General features: G+C 45.7%; 21 protein-coding genes, 1 tRNA gene and 1 other annotated feature. Of the genes, 17 read left to right on the forward strand and 5 right to left on the reverse strand.

Translation table 11 applies throughout. The features are described 5' to 3' along the window. Window positions 1-6: 6 nt before the first annotated feature. Window positions 7-942, reverse strand: coding sequence for an acetamidase/formamidase family protein (locus FQV30_RS08810; RefSeq protein ID WP_146499792.1), 936 nt, complete (start codon window positions 940-942; stop codon window positions 7-9). Window positions 943-1,086: 144 nt separating this feature from the next. Here FQV30_RS08810 and FQV30_RS08815 point away from each other — a divergent pair, with 144 nt between their 5' ends. Continuing rightward, window positions 1,087-2,877, forward strand: a complete 1,791-nt coding sequence (locus tag FQV30_RS08815; RefSeq protein WP_146499793.1) for a S9 family peptidase — start codon at window positions 1,087-1,089, stop codon at window positions 2,875-2,877. Window positions 2,878-3,005: 128 nt separating this feature from the next. Here FQV30_RS08815 and FQV30_RS08820 read toward each other — a convergent pair whose 3' ends face one another. Further along, a complete protein-coding gene (locus FQV30_RS08820; protein WP_146499794.1) occupies window positions 3,006-4,010 on the reverse strand; it encodes a potassium channel family protein in 1,005 nt (334 codons plus the stop codon). A gap of 194 nt (window positions 4,011-4,204) precedes the next feature. On the opposite strand from FQV30_RS08820, the gene FQV30_RS08825 reads away from it, so the two are divergent. The 12 genes from FQV30_RS08825 to FQV30_RS08880 all read left to right on the forward strand — a co-directional run bounded on the left by FQV30_RS08825 (window position 4,205) and on the right by FQV30_RS08880 (window position 15,573). After that, window positions 4,205-4,292 (forward strand) — tRNA-Ser (locus FQV30_RS08825). Between the two features lie 497 nt (window positions 4,293-4,789). Next, window positions 4,790-5,500: a GDSL-type esterase/lipase family protein gene (locus FQV30_RS08830; protein WP_186725593.1), complete on the forward strand. Its 711-nt coding sequence runs from the start codon at window positions 4,790-4,792 to the stop codon at window positions 5,498-5,500. 177 nt (window positions 5,501-5,677) lie between these two features. Beyond that, a complete protein-coding gene (locus FQV30_RS08835) occupies window positions 5,678-6,202 on the forward strand; it encodes a divergent PAP2 family protein (protein WP_146500357.1) in 525 nt (174 codons plus the stop codon). 246 nt (window positions 6,203-6,448) lie between these two features. Then, window positions 6,449-7,864 (forward strand): carbon starvation CstA family protein, encoded by a 1,416-nt coding sequence (locus FQV30_RS08840; RefSeq protein WP_255473377.1) that lies wholly within the window; start codon window positions 6,449-6,451, stop codon window positions 7,862-7,864. A gap of 80 nt (window positions 7,865-7,944) precedes the next feature. Next, window positions 7,945-8,532, forward strand: a complete 588-nt coding sequence (locus FQV30_RS08845) for a class I SAM-dependent methyltransferase (protein WP_146499796.1) — start codon at window positions 7,945-7,947, stop codon at window positions 8,530-8,532. A 140-nt stretch (window positions 8,533-8,672) separates the two neighbouring features. Beyond that, the gene (guaC, locus tag FQV30_RS08850; RefSeq protein WP_146499797.1) at window positions 8,673-9,656 is read left to right on the forward strand and encodes a GMP reductase; all 984 of its coding nucleotides are present in this window, start codon (window positions 8,673-8,675) and stop codon (window positions 9,654-9,656) included. 126 nt (window positions 9,657-9,782) lie between these two features. Beyond that, window positions 9,783-10,044: a binding site (T-box leader), on the forward strand. A gap of 50 nt (window positions 10,045-10,094) precedes the next feature. Beyond that, a complete protein-coding gene (gene metG, locus FQV30_RS08855) occupies window positions 10,095-11,729 on the forward strand; it encodes a methionine--tRNA ligase (RefSeq protein ID WP_146499798.1) in 1,635 nt (544 codons plus the stop codon). Between the two features lie 152 nt (window positions 11,730-11,881). Then, window positions 11,882-12,253, forward strand: coding sequence for a hypothetical protein (locus tag FQV30_RS08860; RefSeq protein WP_186725594.1), 372 nt, complete (start codon window positions 11,882-11,884; stop codon window positions 12,251-12,253). 11 nt (window positions 12,254-12,264) lie between these two features. Further along, a complete protein-coding gene (locus FQV30_RS08865; protein WP_146499800.1) occupies window positions 12,265-12,762 on the forward strand; it encodes a hypothetical protein in 498 nt (165 codons plus the stop codon). A 41-nt stretch (window positions 12,763-12,803) separates the two neighbouring features. Next, on the forward strand, window positions 12,804-13,613 hold the full coding sequence (locus FQV30_RS08870; protein ID WP_146499801.1) for an MBL fold metallo-hydrolase: 810 nt from the start codon (window positions 12,804-12,806) through the stop codon (window positions 13,611-13,613). 271 nt (window positions 13,614-13,884) lie between these two features. After that, window positions 13,885-14,652: a sporulation protein gene (locus FQV30_RS08875; protein ID WP_146499802.1), complete on the forward strand. Its 768-nt coding sequence runs from the start codon at window positions 13,885-13,887 to the stop codon at window positions 14,650-14,652. Between the two features lie 153 nt (window positions 14,653-14,805). Continuing rightward, the gene (locus FQV30_RS08880) at window positions 14,806-15,573 is read left to right on the forward strand and encodes a sporulation protein (protein WP_186725596.1); all 768 of its coding nucleotides are present in this window, start codon (window positions 14,806-14,808) and stop codon (window positions 15,571-15,573) included. 78 nt (window positions 15,574-15,651) lie between these two features. Here FQV30_RS08880 and FQV30_RS08885 read toward each other — a convergent pair whose 3' ends face one another. Next, window positions 15,652-16,410, reverse strand: coding sequence for an SDR family oxidoreductase (locus FQV30_RS08885; protein ID WP_146499804.1), 759 nt, complete (start codon window positions 16,408-16,410; stop codon window positions 15,652-15,654). A 144-nt stretch (window positions 16,411-16,554) separates the two neighbouring features. Here FQV30_RS08885 and FQV30_RS08890 point away from each other — a divergent pair, with 144 nt between their 5' ends. The 4 genes from FQV30_RS08890 (at window position 16,555) to FQV30_RS08905 (ending at window position 21,127) form a co-directional block, all read left to right on the forward strand. Beyond that, window positions 16,555-17,118, forward strand: a complete 564-nt coding sequence (locus FQV30_RS08890) for a TetR/AcrR family transcriptional regulator (protein ID WP_146499805.1) — start codon at window positions 16,555-16,557, stop codon at window positions 17,116-17,118. A 136-nt stretch (window positions 17,119-17,254) separates the two neighbouring features. Further along, window positions 17,255-18,856 (forward strand): pyruvate oxidase, encoded by a 1,602-nt coding sequence (locus FQV30_RS08895; protein ID WP_146499806.1) that lies wholly within the window; start codon window positions 17,255-17,257, stop codon window positions 18,854-18,856. A 40-nt stretch (window positions 18,857-18,896) separates the two neighbouring features. Then, a complete protein-coding gene (locus tag FQV30_RS08900) occupies window positions 18,897-19,919 on the forward strand; it encodes a zinc-binding alcohol dehydrogenase family protein (RefSeq protein ID WP_146500358.1) in 1,023 nt (340 codons plus the stop codon). A 143-nt stretch (window positions 19,920-20,062) separates the two neighbouring features. Further along, window positions 20,063-21,127: a DmpA family aminopeptidase gene (locus FQV30_RS08905; protein WP_146499807.1), complete on the forward strand. Its 1,065-nt coding sequence runs from the start codon at window positions 20,063-20,065 to the stop codon at window positions 21,125-21,127. A 212-nt stretch (window positions 21,128-21,339) separates the two neighbouring features. Here FQV30_RS08905 and FQV30_RS08910 read toward each other — a convergent pair whose 3' ends face one another. Continuing rightward, on the reverse strand, window positions 21,340-22,155 hold the full coding sequence (locus FQV30_RS08910) for a lipid II flippase Amj family protein (protein WP_304608846.1): 816 nt from the start codon (window positions 22,153-22,155) through the stop codon (window positions 21,340-21,342). Window positions 22,156-22,236: 81 nt separating this feature from the next. After that, window positions 22,237-22,854, reverse strand: coding sequence for an NUDIX hydrolase (locus tag FQV30_RS08915; RefSeq protein WP_146499808.1), 618 nt, complete (start codon window positions 22,852-22,854; stop codon window positions 22,237-22,239). Window positions 22,855-22,946: the final 92 nt, after the last annotated feature.

The raw sequence follows: 22,946 nt of genomic DNA on the forward strand, positions 1-22,946 counted from the left end.
TTGTTTTTAACGGATAACGCCGTGTGGCAAAATGGCGTGTACGCCTTTCACGCCGTTGACAACTTGGGTGACGTGAAGGTCGACTGCAGCACTGGAAAGTGCCATAGCCTCGGTTTTTGAGATGCCATAAAGAGATTGCATGAATTGTACCATTTCATCAAGCGCTACGGCAGCCGCTTCGTTCAAATCTTCGCTGAAGCCGAAGGTGATCCATCCGGCAGCTGTATTGGCGCGAGGCATGGTCAGAGACATATTTTCATGGACAGTCAGCGTCAGATCCACAAACTCCATCGGACATTCAATAGCGGTGCCGGAACTTTCGCCGTCGCCTTGCAATGCGTGGCCATCGCCTAAGGAAAACATTGCACCTTCTACAGAGATGGGAAGAAACAAGCTGCTTCCTTTTGTCAGTTCCTTGCAATCGATATTCCCGCCGCAATAGCGAGGCGGCGCTGTCCGGTGGGTGCCAGGTTCAGCGGGAGCGACCCCCATAAGCCCAAGAAAAGGGGACAAACCGACCCGGAATTCTTTGCTGCCGATTTCGCAGCTTCCGGTCAAAGTTTCAGTATTCAATTTCCAATCCACTTCTAGGCGTTCGCTGTTGGCCAACCCTAATTTTTGGTTTTGCCAGCTTGGCACTCCTCCTGCCCAGTTCCGGCCATACCACCCTGGAATAACGTCGTTCGTCCGGATTTCCAGCACCATTCCAGGTTTGGCGCCTTCGATGGCGATAGGGCCAACAATCGGATGGCCAAGCTGTTCTTCCCGTTCCCGGGAAGTGAAAAAAGTGCGTTCTTGTCCTTCTTTTTCAGAATAGCCCCATTGGATGTCGGGCGTTTTCAATTGGATCGAATCTCCGGAAGCGATGGTCAATATCGGTTTGTAGTCTTTGTTGAATGATGAGTGCAAATTCTCTGAAGCCAAATCAATTTTATGTATCATGCTGTTCTCCTTTCAATATCCTGCTTTATACTCTTTCGCTATAAAAAATGAAAATTCCTTCATTCTATTTGAAATGGCAAAATTAAGCTATAATGAAACAGGTGCCATATTTTATTAATTCTGAAAAATGAAGAGGGGGATATTATGATTCAATTTCCAAAACCGACAGTAGAACAATTTTTTCGTACATACGCCATAACTGACTTTTCGGTCCGCGATGATGAGAAGCAGCTGATTTTCAGTTCCAATCTGAATGGCAAGGTGAATCTTTGGGCAATGGACTTGCCGAATCTTTACCCTTACTTGTTCGCGCACCGGGACGAATCCACGAATTTTATAAAGTTCGATCCGCAAAACCGGTATGTGTTGGCCGGTTTCGACAGGGATGGAGATGAAAATCATCAGATATATGCGCTGTCGAGTGGCGGCGGCCTTCCGTTTCCGCTCATCACCGGGAATCCGCAGGAAAAATATTATTTCGCGCATTTGAGTGAAGACGGCGAACGCTTGTATTACCTGACATCCGAAGGGAACCCGTCGTTTTTGAATACCCGCATGCGCAATTTGAAAGACCAGTCAGACACGTTATTGAACGAAGGAGAGAAGACCACAACTTATTTGGAAGCTGTCTCTCAGGATGAACGAGCGTTTGTCTATACGCAATCATTTGCAAATACGTATGTTTTAGGTTTTGTTAAAGTCGGCGAGGAAACCCACTCCTTGACGCCGGACCCTGAAAAAGTTCACGTTGTCTTTGATTCCGTTTTTACCGATGAACAAACGATTTATTTTCTCACGGATTACGGCAGTGATTTTGTCTATTTGGCCCGTTTCGATTTAGAAGACAAATCGTTCTCAAAAGTCTTGATGATTGAAAATGAAAGCATTCAGATGATGAAGTGGAACAAAGAACAAAACATGTTCTATTTTTACACCCAAAAAGGGGTGATAGACATTTTATACCGATTCGCCCCTGAGTCAGAAAAATTAGAGCAAATTCCCACTCCTGTCGACATTATCAATAAATTTATCGTTTCAAAAGCCGGCAACCTGTACTTGCTTGGCACCAGCGCCACAAAACCGCCTAATATTTTTCAATGGCTTGAGGATTCCGACTGGAAATCATTGACGGACAACCGGGTTCTTGGATTGTCCGAAGACGATTTGGCCGATCCGGAAGAAGTGAACTTCACATCTTTCGACGGGTTGGAGATTGAGGCGCTGCTGTTTAGACCGAAGCCGGAAAATGACAACGGCCATGCAATTTTCTGGCCGCACGGCGGTCCCCAGCATGCCGAACGAAAACAATTCCGCTCCATGTTCCAGTGCTTTTTGAACCGCGGCTATACTATATTCGCGCCGAACTTCCGTGGAAGCACGGGCTATGGTTCAAGTTTTGTAAAGCTTGTGGAACAGGATTGGGGAGAGGGGCCGCGGCTTGATTGCCTGGCCGCCATCAACTGGCTGTTTGACAATAAGCTGGCGGACCGGGATAAACTGTTTTTGATCGGCGGCAGCTACGGCGGGTATATGGCGTTGCTTCTTCATGGGCGCCATCCGGAATATTTCAAAGCCGTCGTTGATATCTTTGGCGTTTCAAATTTGTTCACGTTTGTTGAATCGGTGCCAGCGCATTGGAAACCGATCATGGAGCGCTGGCTGGGTGATCCTGTGCGGGACAAAGAGAGGTTTATAAAAGATTCCCCGGTCACTTATCTGGATGGCATGGAAAAACCGATGCTCGTTATCCAAGGGGCAAAAGATCCGCGTGTGGTAAAAGAAGAATCCGACCAAATCGTTGCCAAACTGCAAGAAAAAGGCCGGGAAGTGGAATACTTGGTATTAGAGGATGAAGGCCACGGGTTCTCGAAAAAAGAAAATGAAATAAAAGTCTATAGTGCGATGCTGGAGTTTTTGGAAAAGCATCACGGTTAAAAGGCTGAAAAAAGCGAGGGAAGATGTTTTTTCTCTCGCTTTTTCATATCCTTTCATTTCTTGCCGAAAAACGGATAAGTGAAGGCCATGTCGCCATAACAGCTTCTATGTGAATTCGCAGAAATTACTTATTGCGACTTCTTCTCGGCAGGCCATTGCCGTGCGTTCGCTTCGATGATGCCGAGCAGCTTCTGTCGGCGGCCTTTCAATCCGCCCACTGCCAGGGCAAACTTCTCATTGGAAACAACCGGCAAACCGGCTTTTCTTAGACTTTCAAGTTCCAAAGCGGAAGGCGGATTCTTTGACGGAGAAACATAAGTCGGATTGATAGTATCCAAAAAGCTGTCGATACTTGAACGTGATTCTTTCAAGAGCAGCTTGTTCGGCTGGAAGCCCTCAGGAATTCCATGCTGGAAAATGGTCAATGCTTCGTCAAAAATGACGAATGCGACTGATAATGCCTCTTTGGCATTGCTGGTTTGGTAATAATGCAGAATTGGATAAGCCTTATGCTGGGCACAAAGTGTGCTGATTTGTGTGGCATAAGTGTTTAAAACCAAATTGATATCATGAAAATCGGTCCCGTTCCATGCATTCTTCACGATTTCCCCTCCGTTGCCGCCAATGCCAGTCACGCTCTCCGCAAACGACCGCTTCAAAGTCACGGCATTCAACACGGAAAGCAAATATGTGACAGCTAATGTGATAAACAACATTCCGGAGCCTGTGGCAAGCACTGTAGCGGTTTGCCAGATGGCGTTGGTCGGTTTGAAATCGCCATTCCCAAGCGTGAATACCAAATAACCTGTGTAATATAATTTGTCCGACCAATTGGCATATTCATTGTTTTGTGATCCTGCCAAAGAATTTGGATCGCTCAGGAAAATAAGGGTCCACCCTAACCAGAGGAAGAAAATCCATGATAATAGGGTCAGCGATAAAATGAGCGGACCTGAAAAACTGAGCATTTGCGGCCGGTCACCACTAATCTTTCTCAATGATTTCCATAGCGCGTTCGCCAATCTTCTGGTGAGCGGCCCCGCTCCGCCGTCCACCCAGAGCGCTGTCCAAAAAAAGTCCAAAGTTCCAACAATCAATAACAAAATACCAAGTGTTAAAAGAATTAAATCCATATTTCCTCCTTTCGGAACTATGCTTGCTAATGAATTTTTCGGGTTATCCAAAAAACTTTGTTGTAGGTTGAATTCAATTCCATTGGGCATAAGAAGGGAACAGTACAGTCAGTTATAAACATTTTCACATAGAGCAGCCAGGTTGAATTGGTCGCGCTTTTTTCAAGCAATTGCTAAGATTTTTTTGGCCGGATGGAGATGTACCCAAGAGGCTGAAGGGGGCTGACTCGAAATCAGCTAGGGCGTGCAAGCGCCGCGGGGGTTCGAATCCTCTCATCTCCGTATGTTTTCATAAAAAGCTGAGTTCTTTTTCGGAATTCCCCTTTTTTTATTTGTTTTCTTCTATCAAATCAAGTTTTCGGCTAGCTTCTCTTGTTGTTCTGTGCATTTTTCCTTTCCCTTTATGAGAATAGGCCGTAAAAGGCTGCTGATAAAATGAAAAACCGTCTCAAGCCATTTGCTTGAGAAGGCCTTGATATGAATCGTTATTGGAGGCGTGATGCCTTCAAATCATTACATTTTACAAAGCGATGATGAATGATGAAGCAAGGTTTTTTCGGGTATACAGATTTTATCAAGGACTCGATAAAATCTGTATACCCGAACTGCGGATAAGATAACGGAATCTAAAAAAAGGGAAGTGAACCACAGGACTGAAGAAGGTCTTTGGAATGGTGCCGGTTTCTTTTCTCCATAGTCCAAAAATGCATCCGAATCGCTAGGAGAAGCAAAAATATGTTAAAATAAATAGTGAAGCATCAGGAAAGGGATGGAGCGGATTGAAAAAGAAAATTCGGCCTGGCGCCCTTTTTAAGGAAGCGTCATTTTCAACTTTTCACAAAGACCAAAAAAGGTTTCATATAAAGAACATTGTCATTTTAGGAGATTCTGTCGCCTATGGATACGGCACAAAAGGCGGCATTTCAAAATACCTGAAAGAAGCGTTTTCTGGATGCACAGTCACCAATCTAGGCATTAATGGCCTTACGAGCAACGGACTGGTGGAGCGGCTGCGTTCAGGCATTTGGGATCGTTATTTAACCTCAGCTGACATGGTTTTATTGAATATCGGAGGCAATGATTTGCTCCGCGGTTTCCGCAGCAGTGGAGCAAAAGGGCTGATCCGGCAGTTTTCACAGCTCAAGCGTACCTACCGGAAAAATCTGCTGGAAACTTATCAGTATATCCGAAGCTTGAATGACGATGTATTGATCGTCCAAAACAACCTTTACAATTCCATGAAAAAAGAGTTTCAATACTTCGGCTTTACCAACTTGCTGTTTCGTTTATGGAATACGGCGATCGGGGAAGAAGGGGTCATTATTTCCAGAACAGATGTCATGGGCAAGAATCCATCCATTTGGCTTGATTCCATCCATCCCAACGAGGAAGGCTATAAGCTGATGCATGAATTGCTTATGAAAACATTGAAAACTACTGGCATTGATATCCATCCGCGAGAAACGGCTAAAGGACCTTCAAGCAATTGAAAGAGCGGCGCGACACTGCGCCGCTCTTTTTTTGATGCCTTTGGTTAAAAGGTTTTTCACAGGATTTCGCATAAAAAGAGAAGAGAATGGGTATTGAAGACCAACAGTAAAAACTTTTTACTTGTTGAAAACTGATACATAGAGCGGAGGACGAGGGATATGGATAATATGGTGACAATGGTCAAGATGAATCGGGGAATCGCAACTTCTTTATCTGCAATTGGCATTGCACAGGCTTTGAAAATTGTGACCCACAAAAAATTAACAGGAGTATGGGACTGGAAGCAGGCTTTTACAACAGGCGGCATGCCAAGTTCCCACTCAGCCGGAGTATCCGCGTTGGCTTCTTATGTGGCCGCCAACAAAGGGGCCAGGCACACGGAAACGGCATTGGCGGTAGTATTTGGTACGATTGTTATGTATGATGCGCAAGGAATCCGCCGTCACACGGGGGAAATTGCCCAGCTGGTAAATGATTTGGAAGATAGTTTTGTTTCCATATCAGGAGATTTTCCAAGCATGACTTTTGTGAAACGCGAGAAAGAACTTAAAGAACTTTTAGGCCATCAGCCGATAGAAGTTCTGGGAGGTGCGATTTTTGGCATTGCGCTTGGTCTTATCTCTGCTAAAATCGAGAACGATGAAAGAAGAGACAGGAAGCGCAAACAAAAACGCCTGACAGCAGGCGCCCGTTCATTGTAAAAAATTTCTTTTCACCAAAGGCCGCTGCACCGCAGCGGCTTTTAGTCCGGAAAAATTTAGTTGGAATATTTAGAAGAAAAAGGACAATTTCGAAATTTAATGGTAAAATGGGTAGAGACATGGCTGATACTGGCCATACAACCTGCCTGGGGAGCTGATATCAATCCAATATTCTCATTATATTAAACTGAATTGAAAGCGTTTACTAATTTAAGAATGGAGTAGAGAGAATGGTAACTTTTTTTTGTGGCAATAGCACTATTAATTGTTTCATATTTTACATACGGCAAGTTTATTGAAAAAATGTTTGATCCAGCAGAGTCCCGTAAAACACCTGCATACGCAAATGCCGATGGCGTGGATTTTGTACCTATGCACAAGCAGAAAAACGCGCTTATTCAACTTTTGAATATCGCTGGAACCGGTCCGATCTTCGGTCCGATTATGGGAGCGCTTTACGGGCCTGTCGCCTTTTTATGGATTGTTCTTGGATCTATTTTCGCTGGAGCAGTGCATGATTACCTGACTGGGATGATTTCGATCCGGAACAAAGGAGCTCATATTCCGGAATTGGCAGGCAAGTTTCTCGGCCAAGCTTCTCGGCATATTGTGAATTTCTTCGCCTTGCTGCTGCTTCTTTTGGTCGGCACTGTGTTTGTTACAACGCCCGCTTCCTTATTGGCTCTCCTGATGGATGGGAAAGTAGCTGTAGGCATTATCATCACAGCTATATTCATCTACTATTTCTTGTCTACCATTTTGCCGATCGACAAAATTATCGGCCGGTTGTATCCATATTTTGGAGCAATCTTATTGGTCGGTACCGCAGGAGTCGGAATTGCGCTATTGATGTCGGATTACCGCATTCCTGAACTTTCCCTTACGAATATGCATCCGGCGGCCCTGCCGATCTTCCCGATGCTGTTTTTCACAATTACCTGTGGAGCGTTATCCGGTTTCCACGCTACACAATCGCCGATCATTTCAAGGACGGTTGAAAAAGAATCGCAAGGCCGCTATATCTTTTATGGAATGATGATTGCAGAAGGGGTTATCGCCATGATCTGGGCGGCGGCTGCCATGAGCATTTTTGACGGCCAAACTTTGAGCGGCATCATCAATTCCGGTACGCCTTCAGCGGTCGTCAATGAAGTATCCATGACATTGCTTGGAGCAGTCGGCGGAACAATCGCTGTGCTAGGAGCCATCGTGCTTCCGATCACATCGGGCGATACGGCTTTCCGTGCGGCGCGGTCCATCATCGCAGATTATATTAAGGTAGATCAGCAAAAACTGATGAAACGCTTGATGATCGCGGTTCCGTTGTTCGTCCTGTCGGCTTTGCTGACGCAAATCGACTTTAACTTGCTGTGGAGATATTTTTCTTGGGCCAACCAAGCTACTGCGGCCATCGCTTTATGGATTGCGGCAATGTACCTGTACATCCAAGGGAAAAATTATTTAGTGGCGATGGCGCCTGCGCTGTTCATCACATATATGGTTTTTGTCTACATCCTGAATCAAAAAATCGGCTTTAGCATGGACTTGAATACTTCGTTCATCATCGGATTAGGCTTGACCGCTATTGTTGTCGCGATGTTCTACATCAAAGCGAAGAAAAACAGGGACGACGAGGTCGAAACTTCTGTCGCAGTTGAATAAGAAAGCGGACTCAAATGAGTCCGCTTTCTTTTTGATTTCGGGTATTATTTCAGTAGAAGGGAACATGGAGGTGATGGTGAATGGGAAAGTTGTTTCCGCACATTTACGACAGGGCGATGGCACCGCTTGAACACAAGCGTTTCAAGAAAATCCGTGCTGCTTTAATCAGCAATGCGACAGGCAAAGTTTTGGAAATCGGTTCAGGTACCGGCGCTAACTTCCCGCATTACCGGTTTGTCGACCAAGTTGATGCGATAGAACCTGACCCTGTGATGATGAGACAATCCGAAAAGCGCCAAAAGGCTGCGAAAGTTCCAATCCAGACGTATTTGGCGAAAGCTGAGAAGTTGCCTTTTGAAGATGGAACTTTCGATTCGGTTGTCGGAACTCTGGTTTTTTGCACGATTCCAGAGCCGAAGAAAGCATTGCAGGAAATACGGCGGGTAAGCAAATCCGGCGGGAAATTATTGCTTTTTGAACATGTGCGCTTGGAACATAAGTCCTTAGGAAAAGCTCAGGACCTGTTTACGCCTATTTGGAAAAACATGTGCGACGGCTGCCATTTGAATCGGGAGACGCTCCAGCTTCTCGAACAGTCCGGCATCGAGATAAAAAAAGTTGAAAAACATTTTAACGGCCTTTTTTTAACGATCGAATGCAGCTTATGAATTTTCCATGACTTGAAATTTCACTGATTGAATTTAAGTGAAGAAGTTTTGACATTCACCGGCAAATAGAGTACATTATCATATGGACGAACATTAAAGGTTTAAAACAGGTTTATTATTCGTATTTAGGGGTGTTAATTATGGAAAATGTGTTTGATTACGAAGATATTCAGTTAGTTCCTGCAAAGGCAGTGGTAAATAGCCGGTCAGAATGCGATACTTCCGTGGAATTTGGTGGACGCACTTTCAAGTTGCCTGTCGTGCCGGCAAATATGCAGACGATTGTAGACGAGAAGATAGCAACATTTTTAGCGGAAAACAATTATTTCTATATCATGCACCGTTTCGAACCGGAAAAGCGTTTGGCATTCGCAAAAGAAATGCAAGAACGCGGCCTTTACGCTTCAATCAGTGTCGGGGTAAAACCGGAAGAGTATGACTTTGTACAGGAACTTGTAGATGCTGGCATTACGCCGGAGTATATTACCATCGATGTGGCTCATGGCCATTCGAATTCCGTTATAGACATGATTAAACATATCAAAAAACTTTTGCCAGGCAGTTTTGTGATTGCCGGAAACGTCGGTACGCCGGAAGCTGTACGCGAACTGGAAAATGCAGGAGCGGATGCGACCAAGGTGGGCATTGGCCCAGGGAAAGTTTGCATCACAAAAATTAAAACAGGCTTTGGTACAGGAGGCTGGCAATTGGCCGCGCTTCGCTGGTGCGCAAAAGCTGCAAGCAAACCGATCATCGCGGATGGGGGTATCCGGACGCATGGCGATATCGCGAAATCTGTCCGTTTCGGCGCTTCAATGGTGATGATCGGATCACTTTTTGCCGGGCATGAAGAATCGCCGGGGCAAACAGTGGAGCAAGACGGCAAGCTGTTGAAGGAATATTTCGGTTCTGCTTCCGAGTTCCAAAAAGGCGAAAAGAAAAATGTGGAAGGCAAGAAAATGTACGTGGAATTCAAAGGGTCGATGAAAGATACTCTGGTTGAGATGGAGCAGGATCTGCAGTCGGCTATTTCCTATGCTGGCGGCGACAAATTAATGGCTATTCGCAATGTGGATTACGTAGTCGTTAAAAACTCGATATTCAATGGTGATAAAGTATACTAAACAAATTTGCGAATCTAAAAAAAGGGCAGCCGCCGGACCGGCTGCCCTTTTTTTCTAGCCGGATCATTAAAATTATTAGAATAATGGGTTGATTCAGCTTCTTAATCTGATATAATATGGAAAAACAAAAAAGCTTTGATGAGGAAAAGTAGATTGCAAGCATTTTCTATAGAGAGCTTCGGCAGCTGAAAAGAAGCGGAAATGCACAATTGAACAATGGCCTCGGAGCTTCGCGCTGAACACTTTGCCAAAAGGAGCCAGTAGGACGCGGCGAGGATGGGCCCTTGTTATCAAAGCCACAGTATGGAGAATCTCTGTACTTCATGAGGCTGCCTGTGTGAACGGGAAGCAAAGTAAAGTGGAACCGCGGATGAACCCCGCCTTTATCGTATACCGATAAAGGCGGGGTTTTTATACTTTAAAGAAGGAGTGAGGGAGATGAATGTATTGATTGGAGGAGCGTGGCCTTATGCGAACGGTCCGATGCATCTTGGGCATATCGCAGCTTTGCTGCCAGGCGATATTTTGGCGAGGTACTACCGGTTGAAAGGAGAAGGTGTATTGTATGTATCAGGCAGCGACTGCAATGGAACCCCTATCTCCATAAGAGCCGGTCAGGAAGGGGTGCCGGTCAAGGCGATCGCTGACCGCTATCACGCTGAGTTCCAAAAGAACTTTGAAGATCTCGGCTTTTCGTATGATTTATACACGCGGACAGATGGCGTTTTCCATCATGAGATCGTCCAAAAAGTTTTTCTTGATTTGAAGGACAACGGCTATATATATAAGAAGGAAATCGACCAAACTTACTGTGAGTATGACAAGCAGTTTCTGCCCGACCGTTTTGTTGAGGGGATATGCCCTGTTTGCGGCGCCCAGTCCCGGGGCGACCAGTGCGACAACTGTTCGACCATTCTGGATGCATTGGAATTATTGGACCCGAAATGCAAGATTTGCGGCTCTCCGCCGACGGTCAAGAAAAGCGAACATTTTTATTTTAGACTCAGTTCTTTTCAGAAGGAGCTTGAGGCGTATGTGGAAAATGCAAAGAACGACAACAGATGGCGTGAAAATGCGATCAACCTGACCCAAAGATATTTGAATGAGGGACTGCTGGACCGGGCAGTGTCACGTGATTTGCCGAACGGAGTCAGTTTGCCGATAGAAGGATATGAAGACAAGAAAATATATGTATGGATTGAGGCGGTTTCCGGTTATTATTCCGCCAGCAAGGAATGGGCGGCACTCCAAAACAAAGACGATGGAGCATTTTGGGAGAAAGACACAAGGGCATATTATGTCCACGGCAAAGATAATATCCCGTTCCATACGATTATATGGCCGGCGATATTAAAAGGGGTCGGCATACCTGGTTTGCCGACCCATATTGTCTCCAACGAATATTTGACACTCGAGAAAAAGAAACTGTCGACAAGCAAAAATTGGGCAGTGTGGGTGCCGGAACTGCTGGAGCGTTACCATCCGGACTCAATCCGCTATTTTCTCACTGTCAATGCACCGGAAAATCGGGACACCGACTTTTCGTGGCGGGAATTCATCTACAGCCATAATAGCGAACTTCTCGGCGCCTATGGCAATTTCATCAACCGTACTTTAAAGTTTGTCGAGAAAAGCTATGAAGGGGCCATTCCTCAAACTGCGGCAGATCCCGAAATAGAAGAACAGGTTGCCGCTGTTTACAAACAGGCAGGCAGGCATATTGAAAATGGCCATATGAAACAGGCACTGGAAGATATATTCAGCTTTGTCCGTTCCGCCAACAAATATTTTGATGAGAAAGAACCATGGAAAGAACTCAAAAGCAATCCACCGTCGTGTGAAAAAACCATCGCTACATGCGTGATGATCATCAATAACCTGATTCAGCTTCTGCATCCGTTTTTGCCGTTTTCAACCGGGGAGATAAAAACGGCATTAAAAATTGAAGAATTAAAATGGAATTTCATCAGAAATGAAGCAGAAAGAATATCGGACGTTAAACCGCTGTTTGCGCGGTACGATATCAAGAGAATAGACGAAGAACTGGAAAAGCTGATAAGACAAGCAAGATAAAACGATGTCTTGGCTCCGTTGATTTATGCCAAGTGTACAATAGAAACTTGCAGCTCCTATTGTTTGTTCGCCGCAAGATGGTAAAATTGAAAAAGGAAATGTCTTAATTTTCTTTCAAACGAAGATGGCGAAAAATAAAAGAGATATATGGAGTGAGAGCATCAATGGATGTACCAGAAGAAATAAAGTTGATTTCATTTTTCGGATCAAAGCCGGTGAGAAAAGATAAAACGGAATTCTTTCACTATGACACATCAACATTCGCTTTTGAAAATGACAAAGAGCTGTTCGGGATTATTCTCTCCCCTTTCTACGACAAATTCGTATTGACTGTCGAAGATAAGGATACAAAAGAAACTTTGTCTTATCTCGAGCTGCGTTCCGTCCAAAAACTTGAACTGGTGGATAATCCCGATCAGCAAAAAATCCGGCTGTTCCATGGAGAATCTGAAATCTATCAAAATGTATTGGAATTCACTTTCAACCCCCGATTCAAAATGGTGTTTGAAGAACAGTACAGATAGGCGGGAAGCCGATGATAGCGTACACCTACCGGTTGGACACAAGCCTTCCGATGGATGAGGCAGAGACTATTGAATTGCGGTCAGGGAAAATCAAGGTGTTATGGTGCCAGCTCGCCTTTTTGTTCTTTGAAAAAGGAACTTCTGTTACATTCAAATATTGGTCTGGCGATTTGGCAGCAAGAAATGGCTATTCCAGCTTTGGAATAAAAGAAGCCAAGAAACTGGCAAAGAAATACAACCTGACAATTGACTTTGATGGCTTGAGTCTACTGAAAGTGGACTTGAATCCTGAAATGAAGGATTATGTGCTTCATCAAATCCAGAAATGCGAAAATCAGCTTTCGCCGTTTTTCCATTTTGATGTTTTGGATGAAGAAGGCGAATCCATCTGTACAGCCCAAGATTTCGGAACATCGATTTTAGTGGCATTAAACATTTCCGATTTGCGGATATTGGCTGCGGATGGATTTGACTTGAATTTCTTGATCAGTCTTCCTGAACCTTGCTGAGATGAAACTGATGCTTCAAATATGGCTAAAGGAGGATCGGGATGGAGAATTATATTTGCGAAACATGCGGTGTCCAGTACGATCTTGCTTCCCAAGAGCCGGAAGGGTGCTTGATTTGTGACGAGGAACGCCAGTATGTGAACTTGGATGGGCAAAGTTGGACCACTCTGCGGCAGATGGTTGAAACAGGGATTTTCCATAACGATTTCACCCAAGATGAACCTGGAATTTTCAGTATCCGCACCATCCCGAATTTTGCCATTGGGCAGACAGCTTATTTGATTTTGGAAAATGGTTTCAATATGCTTTGGGATTGCATTACACTGCTGGATTCGCCTACCATCGAAAAAATTAGGGGCCTGGGCGGAATCCACGCGATCGCTTTGTCCCATCCGCATTATTATTCCACTCAAGTAGAATGGGCGGAAGTGTTTGGCGCACCGATCTACATACACGAAGACGACCGGAAATGGATTACCCGGCAAAGTGAGAATATTGTTCTCTGGTCAGGTGAAACACTCCAGGTCCAGGAAGGGTTGGTGCTTCACCGATTGGGCGGCCATTTTAAAGGGGCTGCCGTTTTGCAAAGGAAAAATAGCCATCTCTTCACCGGAGACATTGTCCGGATATCGGCAAATCCCAATTGGGCCGCTTTCATGTATAGCTATCCCAACTTTCTGCCTTTGCCGGCAGCGATTGTCGAAAGGATGGCGGAACAGCTGAAACCGTTGGAATTTGATCGGGTTTATGATGCTTTTCACCGGATTATGAAGGAAAATGCAAACGAACGGATCCAAAGGTCGGCCCTGAGATATATTGCTGCGGTGAATGGCGAATTGTTCAACACATGAAAGCTAGCGGCCGATACATAAAAATATTTTATTGGTTCCTTAAAGGAGATCTCCGCTTTGTAATTCTGGATATATAGTGATTTATCTTCCTAGAAGGGCGGCTTCTGTGGAGGAGTGTCATCTTTTTAGCTTTTTTGCCGAAATTCACCCGAAAATTTAGGTTGGGATGAAACCTGCCGAAATTCCAACCGTAAATAAAGAGATCATCCAGTTATTGCAGAGGACCAGAAGATTATGAACAAAAGGACAAAAGAAAATAAGGGGGATAACGATGTCATTTTTTGATAAGGTTAAGGCAAGTGCAGGAATCGGCAATGCAAAAGTGGACACGCGCATCAATACGCCTAAAGTGAAACAAGGCGGACAAGTAGCAGGAGAAATAGTGATAAAAGGCGGCTCAGTAGAACAGCCCATCAACTCCATTTCAATTTCTATAGAAACATCGGTGCTGGTGGAACAAGATGACCGCAAATACCGGCAAGATTTCCAAATCCAGCATGTAAAGGTGAGCGACGCTTTGACAATCGCGGCAAAAGATGAGAAAGTGCTGCCTTTTTCGTTCGCTTTGTCTTATGAAATCCCAATGACCATTGGCAAAAACGATGTCTGGCTAGACACAGTTTTGGACGTACCGTTTGCACTCGATCCGAAAGATAAAGATTACATCGAAGTGGCCGGAACAGAAGCTGCAGAAAAAGTGCTGGCTGCTATCCGGGAATTGGGGTTCACTTTGAAATCTGCCGCAAACTTGAAAAGCCGCCAGACTAAAAGCGGTTTCGTTCAGGAATTCGAATTTTATCCAGGCCCTGATTTCAAAAAACATTTTACAGAACTTGAACTGATTTTTCTTTCCGACACAACAGGAACTACCGTTTATATTGAGATGGACCATAAAGCGAAAGGGTTAGGGGGCTTGCTCGCGCAAGCATTGGATATGGACGAGTCCCGGCTTTCCGTTCGTTTTGAGAAAAGGGATTCAGCAAGCGTTTCGGAAGTAGCCCGTAAATTACGCGATACGCTTCTTAAAAATGTCCGGTAAGTGTATAGTCTGCCTGAAAGTGGAAGAGACCATGTCTCTTCCATTTTTTTATGGATAGAAGAAGATGCTCTTCAAACTTCGTACAATTTTTATAAAATGAATGGTTTTAATGCTATAATAAATAGAAAATACAGAAAATTAAGGGGGGATAACATGCCTGTTTCCGACAAGATAAAAGCGAGTGCCGGAATTGGAAATGCAAAAGTTGACACGTACATTGAAGAAGTGAAAGTAAGGCAAGGAACTCCCATTTCAGGAGAAGTGTATGTTCTGGGAGGCGAATCGGAACAAACAGTGAAGGGCATTTATCTTTCTGTAATGACCTCTGTATTGACAAAAAAAGCAGGCAAAAAAACGATGGAAGAAGTTGAAGTCCAACGCATCAAAGCCAGTGGAAAATTCACCGTCGCATCAAATGAGGAAAAAACAATTCCTTTTTCCTTCTATTTAACGCCCGAGACGCCAATGACTGTCAAAAGAATCGAAGTTTGGATAAAAACAAAGCTCGACGTAGATTTTCAATGCGATCCGAGAGACAAAAATTACATTCAGGTCGTAGGGACAGAAGCTGCTGAGAAAATTTTGTTTGCCGTCCAACAATTGGATTTTTCAATAAAGAAGGTAACCAATCTGAAAAGCCACCGCACCTCTAGCGGTGTTATCCAAGAATTCGAATTTTATACAGGCAGGAGATTCAAACGGGATTTCGAAGAGCTCGAATTGGTTCTTCTGTCGGACAGTTTGGGAACTGCCGCTTTTTTCAAACTAGCGGTAAATGAAATCGGGAAAAAACATCTTCTTGCCCATTCGTTGGATAAAGCCGAAACAGAACTTGTCCTAAATTACCGTTATGGCGATGTGCCAGCCCACAATGTGGTTGAGAACCATGTATATGATCTGTTGTTAAGGAAAGCCCGTTAGCCAATCGGAACAAAAAGGGGCCATTCGCACGAAAAGATGCGAATGGCCCCTTTTTATGGGTTTTAAAAGCTGGGAGCGTCAGTACGCTGTCCAGCCGCCGTCGACAGCAACCACTTGGCCATTGATGAAACTAGCTTCATCAGAACCGAGAAAAATTGCCAGTTTCGCAATCTCCTCTGGTTGGCCGACGCGCGGATTCAGCGCCATTCCCAAAGATTGCCTTGCGGCACCAACCTGGCTGATGTTGGCCATTGTGCTGCTGATATTCGTAACGACCGCGCCGGGCGCAATGCCATTGCATCGAATGTTTTTATCGGCATACATAAAGGCCGTGTTCTTGGTTAGACCGACAACCGCATGTTTTGAAGCGGTGTAAGCTGCGCCTGCTCGAGCTCCATACAAGCCGCCAGCAGATATGTTGTTGACGATAACGCCATGGCCTTGTTCGAGGAAAATTGGCATGGCCAAACGCATCGAACGCATGACGGCTGTAGTGTTGACGGAAAATACCCGATCCCACCGCTCGTCCGAAACATCTCCTGCCGGTTCCATGCCGTCCATGATTCCGGCGTTGTTGACTAGAATATCCATTGCGCCAAAAGTTGTTTTCGTTTCATCGAACAACCGTTCCAGATCTTCAGTGGATGTGACGTCTGTTTGTACAGCAACGGCTTCAGCCCCATTCGCTTTTATCGCATCGGCAACAGCGGCTGCCCCTTCAAAGTTCATGTCGGAAACGACCACTTTAGCGCCTTCTTTTGCATATCCTTCTGCAATCGCTTTTCCCATTCCTGATGCTGCTCCAGTAATTATTGCCACTTTGCCTTCCAATCTCATAGTTTATACCTCCTAATTTTTATTGAACAGTTGTATAATAAAAAGTATAATCCTTTACAGTAAGCGCTTACAATAAACAAAAAAGCAGGATCTGTTCATTAATCAACAGAACATTAAAAACTGTACATTTTGGAGGGATGTTATTTGAAACTGACTGACTTAAGGATCATAAAAACAAAAGAAGCTCTGCGGGAGGCTTTGCTGGCACTTTTAAACACTAAGGCACTGAATGCAATAACAGTCACCGAAATATGTCAGTTGGCCAAAGTGAACCGTGGAACGTTCTATTCCCATTATGGACAGATCGAGGATTTGTTCGAAGAATATCTGGAAGAAATCATGGAGGATCTAGCGGTTTCTTATAGGGAACCTTACCGGCATGGAAAACCGGTGGATCCGGAAAGTTTGAATCCGGCTACAATCCGGATTTTTCATCATATCGAGAGCTATAAGAAATTTTATCGGATCGTATTATCAAAACAAGTGCCGCTCGCTTATTATTATTTGCTGCATGGGCAAGTGTGCGAATTGATGAAAAAAGATGTGGAAATCCAAACCCGGATAAAAAGCGATTTGGCAATGGTTTGTGCCTATCAGGCAAATGCCATCCTCGGAATGGTCATAGAATGGCATAGACAGGACTTCACAAAAAGCGCTGTCGAAATGAATCAGCTTTTGGTCCATATCCTGAATCGCGAATTCAATTGATGATTCTGGCAGCAGCAAACGCCCAAAGAGAGGCAGTTGGTTTAAAGGGAAGGGGTTGGAGGTAAATTCAGGGGATAAAGAGAATTTTTCCGGACGGAAAATATCTCTGGCATCTATCGGAAAAGGAGGAATTTCCATGTTCGACCGTACCGCTGGCAGTTATGCCATGGATCTTTTGAAAGAATGGAATATCGACCACATCTATGGAATGCCGGGAGATTCAATCAATGAGTTTATGGAGGAGCTGCGGAAAGAGCAATCCATCCGTTTTATCCAGATTCGGCATGAAGAGACAGGAGCACTTGCCGCATCCGCCTATTCTAAGCTTACCGGGAAAATCGGCGTATGCCTATCAATTGCAGGGCCGGGAGCAGTCCATTTGCTGAACGGGCTGTATGATGCGCAAAAAGATAAAACGCCGGTTTTGGCGTTGGTGGGACAAGTGGAAAGCACGAAAGTCGGGACCGATAACTTCCAGGAATTGAAGCTAGAAGCGATGTTTGAAGATGTTGCGGTCTACAACCGGCGCGTCCAGTCGGCGGAACAGCTTCCGGACATGTTAAACCAAGCGATCCGGACAGCGTACGCGGAAAAAGGGCCGGCGGTGCTGATTGTTCCGGATGACCTGTTCTCAGTGAAAATAAAACGGGATGAACCGCGAACCTCCGCAATCTTCGCCGCTCCTAAAATCCGGCCTGCCGAAGAGGATGTAGCGGAAGCGGCCAAATTGGTCAATGCGTCAAAGAAGCCGGTCATCCTTGCGGGAAAAGGGGCCCAAGGAGCCGTTGCGGAAGTGCTGGCATTTGCAGAAAAGATCAAGGCGCCATTGATCGCATCCTTTCCCTCGAAAGGCATTATACCGGATGATCATCCGCAAAACCTTGGGCATTTAGGACAGTTGGGAACCAAACCGGCAGCGGATGCGATGAAAGAAGCGGACCTTGTCATATTGGCCGGTACAGCCTACCCATATCGCCAATTTCTTCCAAAGGACGCTCCCGCGATTCAAATCGACAGGGATCCGAAAGCGATCGGTAAATATTATCCGGCAGCAATTGGCATTGCCAGTGAGTTGAAGCCGGCGCTTTCTGGACTTATTTCGAAAACGGAGCCGAAAGAACCGGATTTCTTAAGAAAATACATGGAAAAGCGGTCGGCTTGGCATAAGGAAATGCAAGCCGATATGGAAAAGGGAACGGAAATTTTGCAGCCGCAGCATGTATTGGCCGAAGTTCAGAAAATTCTTGAACCGGACGCTGCTGTTTCGCTTGATGTAGGCAGTGTGACGATATGGACAGCACGCTATTTGAAACTTTCCAAACAAAAATTCGTCTTGTCCGCTTGGCTTGCGACCATGGGATGCGGGTTGCCTGGAGCGATTGCGGCAAAAATTGCCTATCCGGATAAACAGGTTGTCGCGCTGACCGGCGACGGCGGTTTTTCAATGGGCATGCAGGATTTCGCAACAGCTGTCAAGTACGAGCTGCCGATGACCATTGTCATTTTCAACAACCAGAAAATCCAGCTGATTGAACATGAACAAAAAGAAAAAGGCAACACGCCTACAAATGTTGAAATTGCCAATATCGACTATGCGGCATTTGCCGTCGCTTGCGGCGGCGAGGGCTATACTTGCAAAAATCGGGCCGAATTGAATTCGGCTTTGGCAAAAGCGAAACAAAGCGGGAAGCCTGTTATCATTGATGCATATGTGGAAGATATCTCCCCGATAGATTGAACGAAAGAAAGCGAGGCGAAGCTCATTGAGCAAACAAACTATGAAAGCGCTCGGGTTCTATAAGCCGGGTCCAAAATCAGAACCGCCGAAATTCGAATATATCGACGTGGCGCGTCCGACGGCCACAGGGAAGAAATTGCTTGTGGAAGTGCGGGCCGTATCGGTGAATCCTACCGATTTCAGAACACGCGATGCGAAAGATGAAAACGATGATTCTTTGACAATTGTTGGCCGCGATGTTTCTGGGGTGGTCTTGGAGGCAGGCGAAGAATGCACATTGTTCAAAGCGGGTGATGAAGTGTACTATGCCGGGACTACGATTGCACCGGGCGGGCATAGCGAAGCCCATCTCGTTGATGAGCGGCTGGTCGGCAAGAAACCGAAAAGTCTGGACTTTGCTGAAGCCGCAGCGCTGCCGCTCACCAGCATTACGGCGTTGGAAGCGTATTTCGACCGATTGGGCATTTCCCGCAGTGTAGAAGGAAATGCCGGAAAAAGCATTTTGATCATCGGAGCTGCTGGGGGCGTAGGATCGATCGCGACCCAGATTGCCAAGCATGTGGGATTGACCGTGATTGGAACAGCATCACGGCCTGAAACAAAAGAATGGGCGATGCAGCATGGAGCCGATTACACGATCAATCACCTGGAACCGTTCGAGTCGCAGCTTGAAGCGCTTGGATTAGGCGGCGTCCACTATATTTTTTGCCTGACCAATGTCGATGACCACATGTCCAATATGGCAAAAGTGATCTTGCCGCAAGGAAGGATCTGCTCGATTTTGCCTGCACAGAAGCCGCTGGATATCGCGCTTTTTTCAAAAAGTGTAACATTTGCTTATGAATTGATGTACACCCGTTCAATGTTCCATACGGAAGATATGGCCGCACAGCATGAGCTGCTGGATGAACTGGCGGATTGGGTTGACGCCGGCAAGATCAAAACCACCATGACCGAGCGTATGTCGCCGATCAATTCATCAAATTTAGAGCAAGCATATGGCAAGCTGATGTCTGGCCGGACCATAGGCAAGATTGTGCTGGAAGGCCCGATCGAACCATAGAAAAAATTGCACAAGCAATGCTTCCTGTGGAACAACCAGGGAAAGCATTGCTTGTTTTTTTGTCTTCTTGATATAGTTAGGAAGAGACTGGATGGGTTGAAAAAAAGCTGAAGGCCCAAATATATGGAATAGAAGGTGTTTGTTTGCTGAACCAAAAGAGGATCCGCGATTATGGCGTAGCGATCGGCAGTTTGGAGCCAGGGCCGCTGAACGCCATTACCGATGTAGCCGGAGTGGCTGTCGGCCACGCAACGTTAAGCGACGGAAATATACAAACCGGTGTTACCGCCATCCTGCCCCATCCCGGAAATGTTTTCAAAGAAAAATTAGTTGCCTCAAGCCATGTGATCAATGGCTTCGGAAAAACGATGGGCACCGTTCAATTGGAGGAACTTGGGACGCTCGAAACGCCGATTTTGCTGACAAATACATTGAGCATAGCGTCCGCGGCTGACACGCTGATTGATTATATGCTCGAGAAAAATCCGGAGATAGGCGTTACTACAGGCACGGTCAATCCGGTTGTCGGGGAATGCAACGACATGTTCTTGAACGATATACGCGCAAAATCAGTAAAAGCGGAACATGTTCTGCAGGCGCTTGAATCTGCATCTTCAGAATTCAAAGAAGGGGCAGTAGGGGCGGGAAGAGGGATGCTTTGTTATTCACTGAAAGGCGGCATCGGGTCCGCTTCCAGGCGGATGGAAATGGATGATGGAACTTATACTATGGGAGTGCTGGTGCTGTCGAATTTCGGGATGCTGAGTGATTTGCGCATAAACGGCCAAGCGGTCGGGCAGAAACTGAAAGAAAAGATTTTACAAGAGGAAGAAGAAAAAGATAAGGGCTCGGTTATGGTAATAGTATCTACGGATCTTCCTGTATCAGACAGGCAATTGAACCGGATTCTTAAACGGGCGGTGGCAGGCTTGTCGCGGACAGGTTCCATCATTGCTCACGGCAGCGGGGAAATCGTTATCGGATTTTCCACCTCGGCCAGAATTCCGCATCAAAAACCGGCAGGGCGTCTGAGCATGCCGCGCCTTCATGAGGAGGAATTGGATTTGGCGTTCCGTGCTGTCGGGGAAGCAGCAGAAGAAGCTGTCCTGAATAGTCTTGTGACAGCGGAAGCGGTGGTCGGGCGTGGAGGCAACGAACGCCCGGCTTTCAAGGATTTGATAGAGAAATACAGCATAGCTTTGCAGTGACGGTTTTCAGGAAGCCTTTGGGAGAGGGGAACGTTTCATTTGCATTTGACACAGGGGCAGCCCGAAAAATACCGAAACGCAAGCTGGAGCTTCAAAGGAAGAATGGAGCGAAGCGGCATATCTCGATTCTCCTGAGCATCACTCGCTAAAATTCCCCTAAGAAAAAGCAAAAGGAAAAACCCGTTCTTCCGCAGAAGATGAACGGGCATTTTTCAAACGATAAATTGGGTGAACCATGCGATGTAGTTTGCGCCGGGCAAAAAGAAAAGCTGCGCGAGTAAGGTCCCGCATAAACGGGAGGCGACCATTATCAAAGCCATGCTTTTCAGACCCAGGTAATTGCCGCGCTGATTGAGCACGTCATCCGCCATTACAGAAATTTTAGGGTCAACGAATACGATAAGCAAAATGGTCGCCAAGCCGTTGATCAATCCTGAAGCCATAATGGCAGTCGCCGCTCTTTCAGGTACAAGGATAGCGGCATACAGCGCAGCCAAAACGCCGATTGTGTAAATGGCGGTGATGATCATATTGATAAGGAACAATTTTACCGGCATGTCTTTAAAAGAGATGTTTTTTAAATACGACAGCTTAGGGATCCGGATATGGGTGAAGCCACGCTTTATGTATTCCATCGTCATTCCTTTTTTGGCCAAACGGGGTAAGGAGCCCCGTTCCATGGACAAGTGGATGATGGCTCTTGAGAAAAGCGAGATGAATGTCGGCAAGAGCAGAATGCCTAATATCGTACCGAGCGTTGAAGAGCCGATAATGATTCGGTACTGGCTCTCGACAAATGCCAGCGCATTGTTTTGCGGAGCCGAGTCGACTAAACTTCCCGTAAATGGCTGCTGCATCATATTTGCAAGCCTGGAAACCATGACCATGACATTGAACAGGGATAATGCGGAAGCAAGCAGCCTTACCCTGGCCCCTGACAACCGGACAGCGTAAGCAAGCGTTTCAATCGAGTGGATGACCAAGACGAACAATGCAATCATCAACAGTTTTTCAGTAAACAATTCCACATTAACAACCTTCTTTGGTTTTCTTCTTATACGGCTTCCGAACTCAAGGCGATAAGAGATAGGCGGGCTTTGGAACAGCTGTCAATCAAAAACGGCTTCTTTATGAGGGTCCCGCAAAAAATCAAAAAGCAAGGAAATTTGGGATTCCGTATTGCGGGCCAGCGACAATTCCGGCAAGCTGTGTTCATTGAAAAATCGGACGCCGGTAGTTTCAAGGCCATTTTCCGCTTGGCCGCCGGCAATGCTGCATTGAATAAAGACTTTATAATAATGATAAGGTTGCGGTGGATGGCCGTGTTTTCTTAAATCAAGCAACGCGAGAAGTTTGACAGGAACTGCATCAAAACCTGATTCTTCCTTGATTTCCTTGACGATATTTTCAGCCGGGGACAGACCGATATCGCAAAAACCGCCTGGCAGCGCCCATTTGCCGTCAATGATTTCTTTTACCATAAGAATTTTTCCATCTTGGAAGACAGCGGCGCGAATATCGACTTTTGGCGTTTGGTAACCGGTTTCGCCGGCAAATAAATTTTCAAGTATCTCCATTTCAAGACCGGTATGTTCTTTCATGATTTCAATGCTGATCGTTCTTAGCTCTTCATAGCGTTCAATATCATAGCCGTTGTTTGAATATGCCAGCCCCGCTTGGGACAAGGACTGGATTCGCTGAGCCCATTCCAGCCATTTAACGCTCAAAAGAAACACCCCTTTTCCGCAGCGAATAATTCCTGCAATTTTTTTGAAAACACACCTGAAAATCATCCCTGGTCAGATGGCGATGGATCCTA

This window comes from Planomicrobium sp. CPCC 101110, assembly GCF_007859395.1.
Taxonomy (GTDB): domain Bacteria; phylum Bacillota; class Bacilli; order Bacillales_A; family Planococcaceae; genus Planococcus.

Excerpts from the sequence above, each read along its gene's own strand:
- FQV30_RS08810 (WP_146499792.1), bottom strand. The coding sequence starts at position 942 with ATGATACATAAAATTGATTTGGCTTCAGAGAATTTGCACTCATCATTC.
- FQV30_RS08815 (WP_146499793.1), top strand. The coding sequence starts at position 1,087 with ATGATTCAATTTCCAAAACCGACAGTAGAACAATTTTTTCGTACATAC.
- FQV30_RS08820 (WP_146499794.1), bottom strand. The coding sequence starts at position 4,010 with ATGGATTTAATTCTTTTAACACTTGGTATTTTGTTATTGATTGTTGGA.
- FQV30_RS08835 (WP_146500357.1), top strand. The coding sequence starts at position 5,678 with ATGGTCAAGATGAATCGGGGAATCGCAACTTCTTTATCTGCAATTGGC.
- FQV30_RS08845 (WP_146499796.1), top strand. The coding sequence starts at position 7,945 with ATGGGAAAGTTGTTTCCGCACATTTACGACAGGGCGATGGCACCGCTT.
- guaC (WP_146499797.1), top strand. The coding sequence starts at position 8,673 with ATGGAAAATGTGTTTGATTACGAAGATATTCAGTTAGTTCCTGCAAAG.
- metG (WP_146499798.1), top strand. The coding sequence starts at position 10,095 with ATGAATGTATTGATTGGAGGAGCGTGGCCTTATGCGAACGGTCCGATG.
- FQV30_RS08865 (WP_146499800.1), top strand. The coding sequence starts at position 12,265 with ATGATAGCGTACACCTACCGGTTGGACACAAGCCTTCCGATGGATGAG.
- FQV30_RS08870 (WP_146499801.1), top strand. The coding sequence starts at position 12,804 with ATGGAGAATTATATTTGCGAAACATGCGGTGTCCAGTACGATCTTGCT.
- FQV30_RS08875 (WP_146499802.1), top strand. The coding sequence starts at position 13,885 with ATGTCATTTTTTGATAAGGTTAAGGCAAGTGCAGGAATCGGCAATGCA.
- FQV30_RS08880 (WP_186725596.1), top strand. The coding sequence starts at position 14,806 with ATGCCTGTTTCCGACAAGATAAAAGCGAGTGCCGGAATTGGAAATGCA.
- FQV30_RS08885 (WP_146499804.1), bottom strand. The coding sequence starts at position 16,410 with ATGAGATTGGAAGGCAAAGTGGCAATAATTACTGGAGCAGCATCAGGA.
- FQV30_RS08895 (WP_146499806.1), top strand. The coding sequence starts at position 17,255 with ATGTTCGACCGTACCGCTGGCAGTTATGCCATGGATCTTTTGAAAGAA.
- FQV30_RS08900 (WP_146500358.1), top strand. The coding sequence starts at position 18,897 with ATGAAAGCGCTCGGGTTCTATAAGCCGGGTCCAAAATCAGAACCGCCG.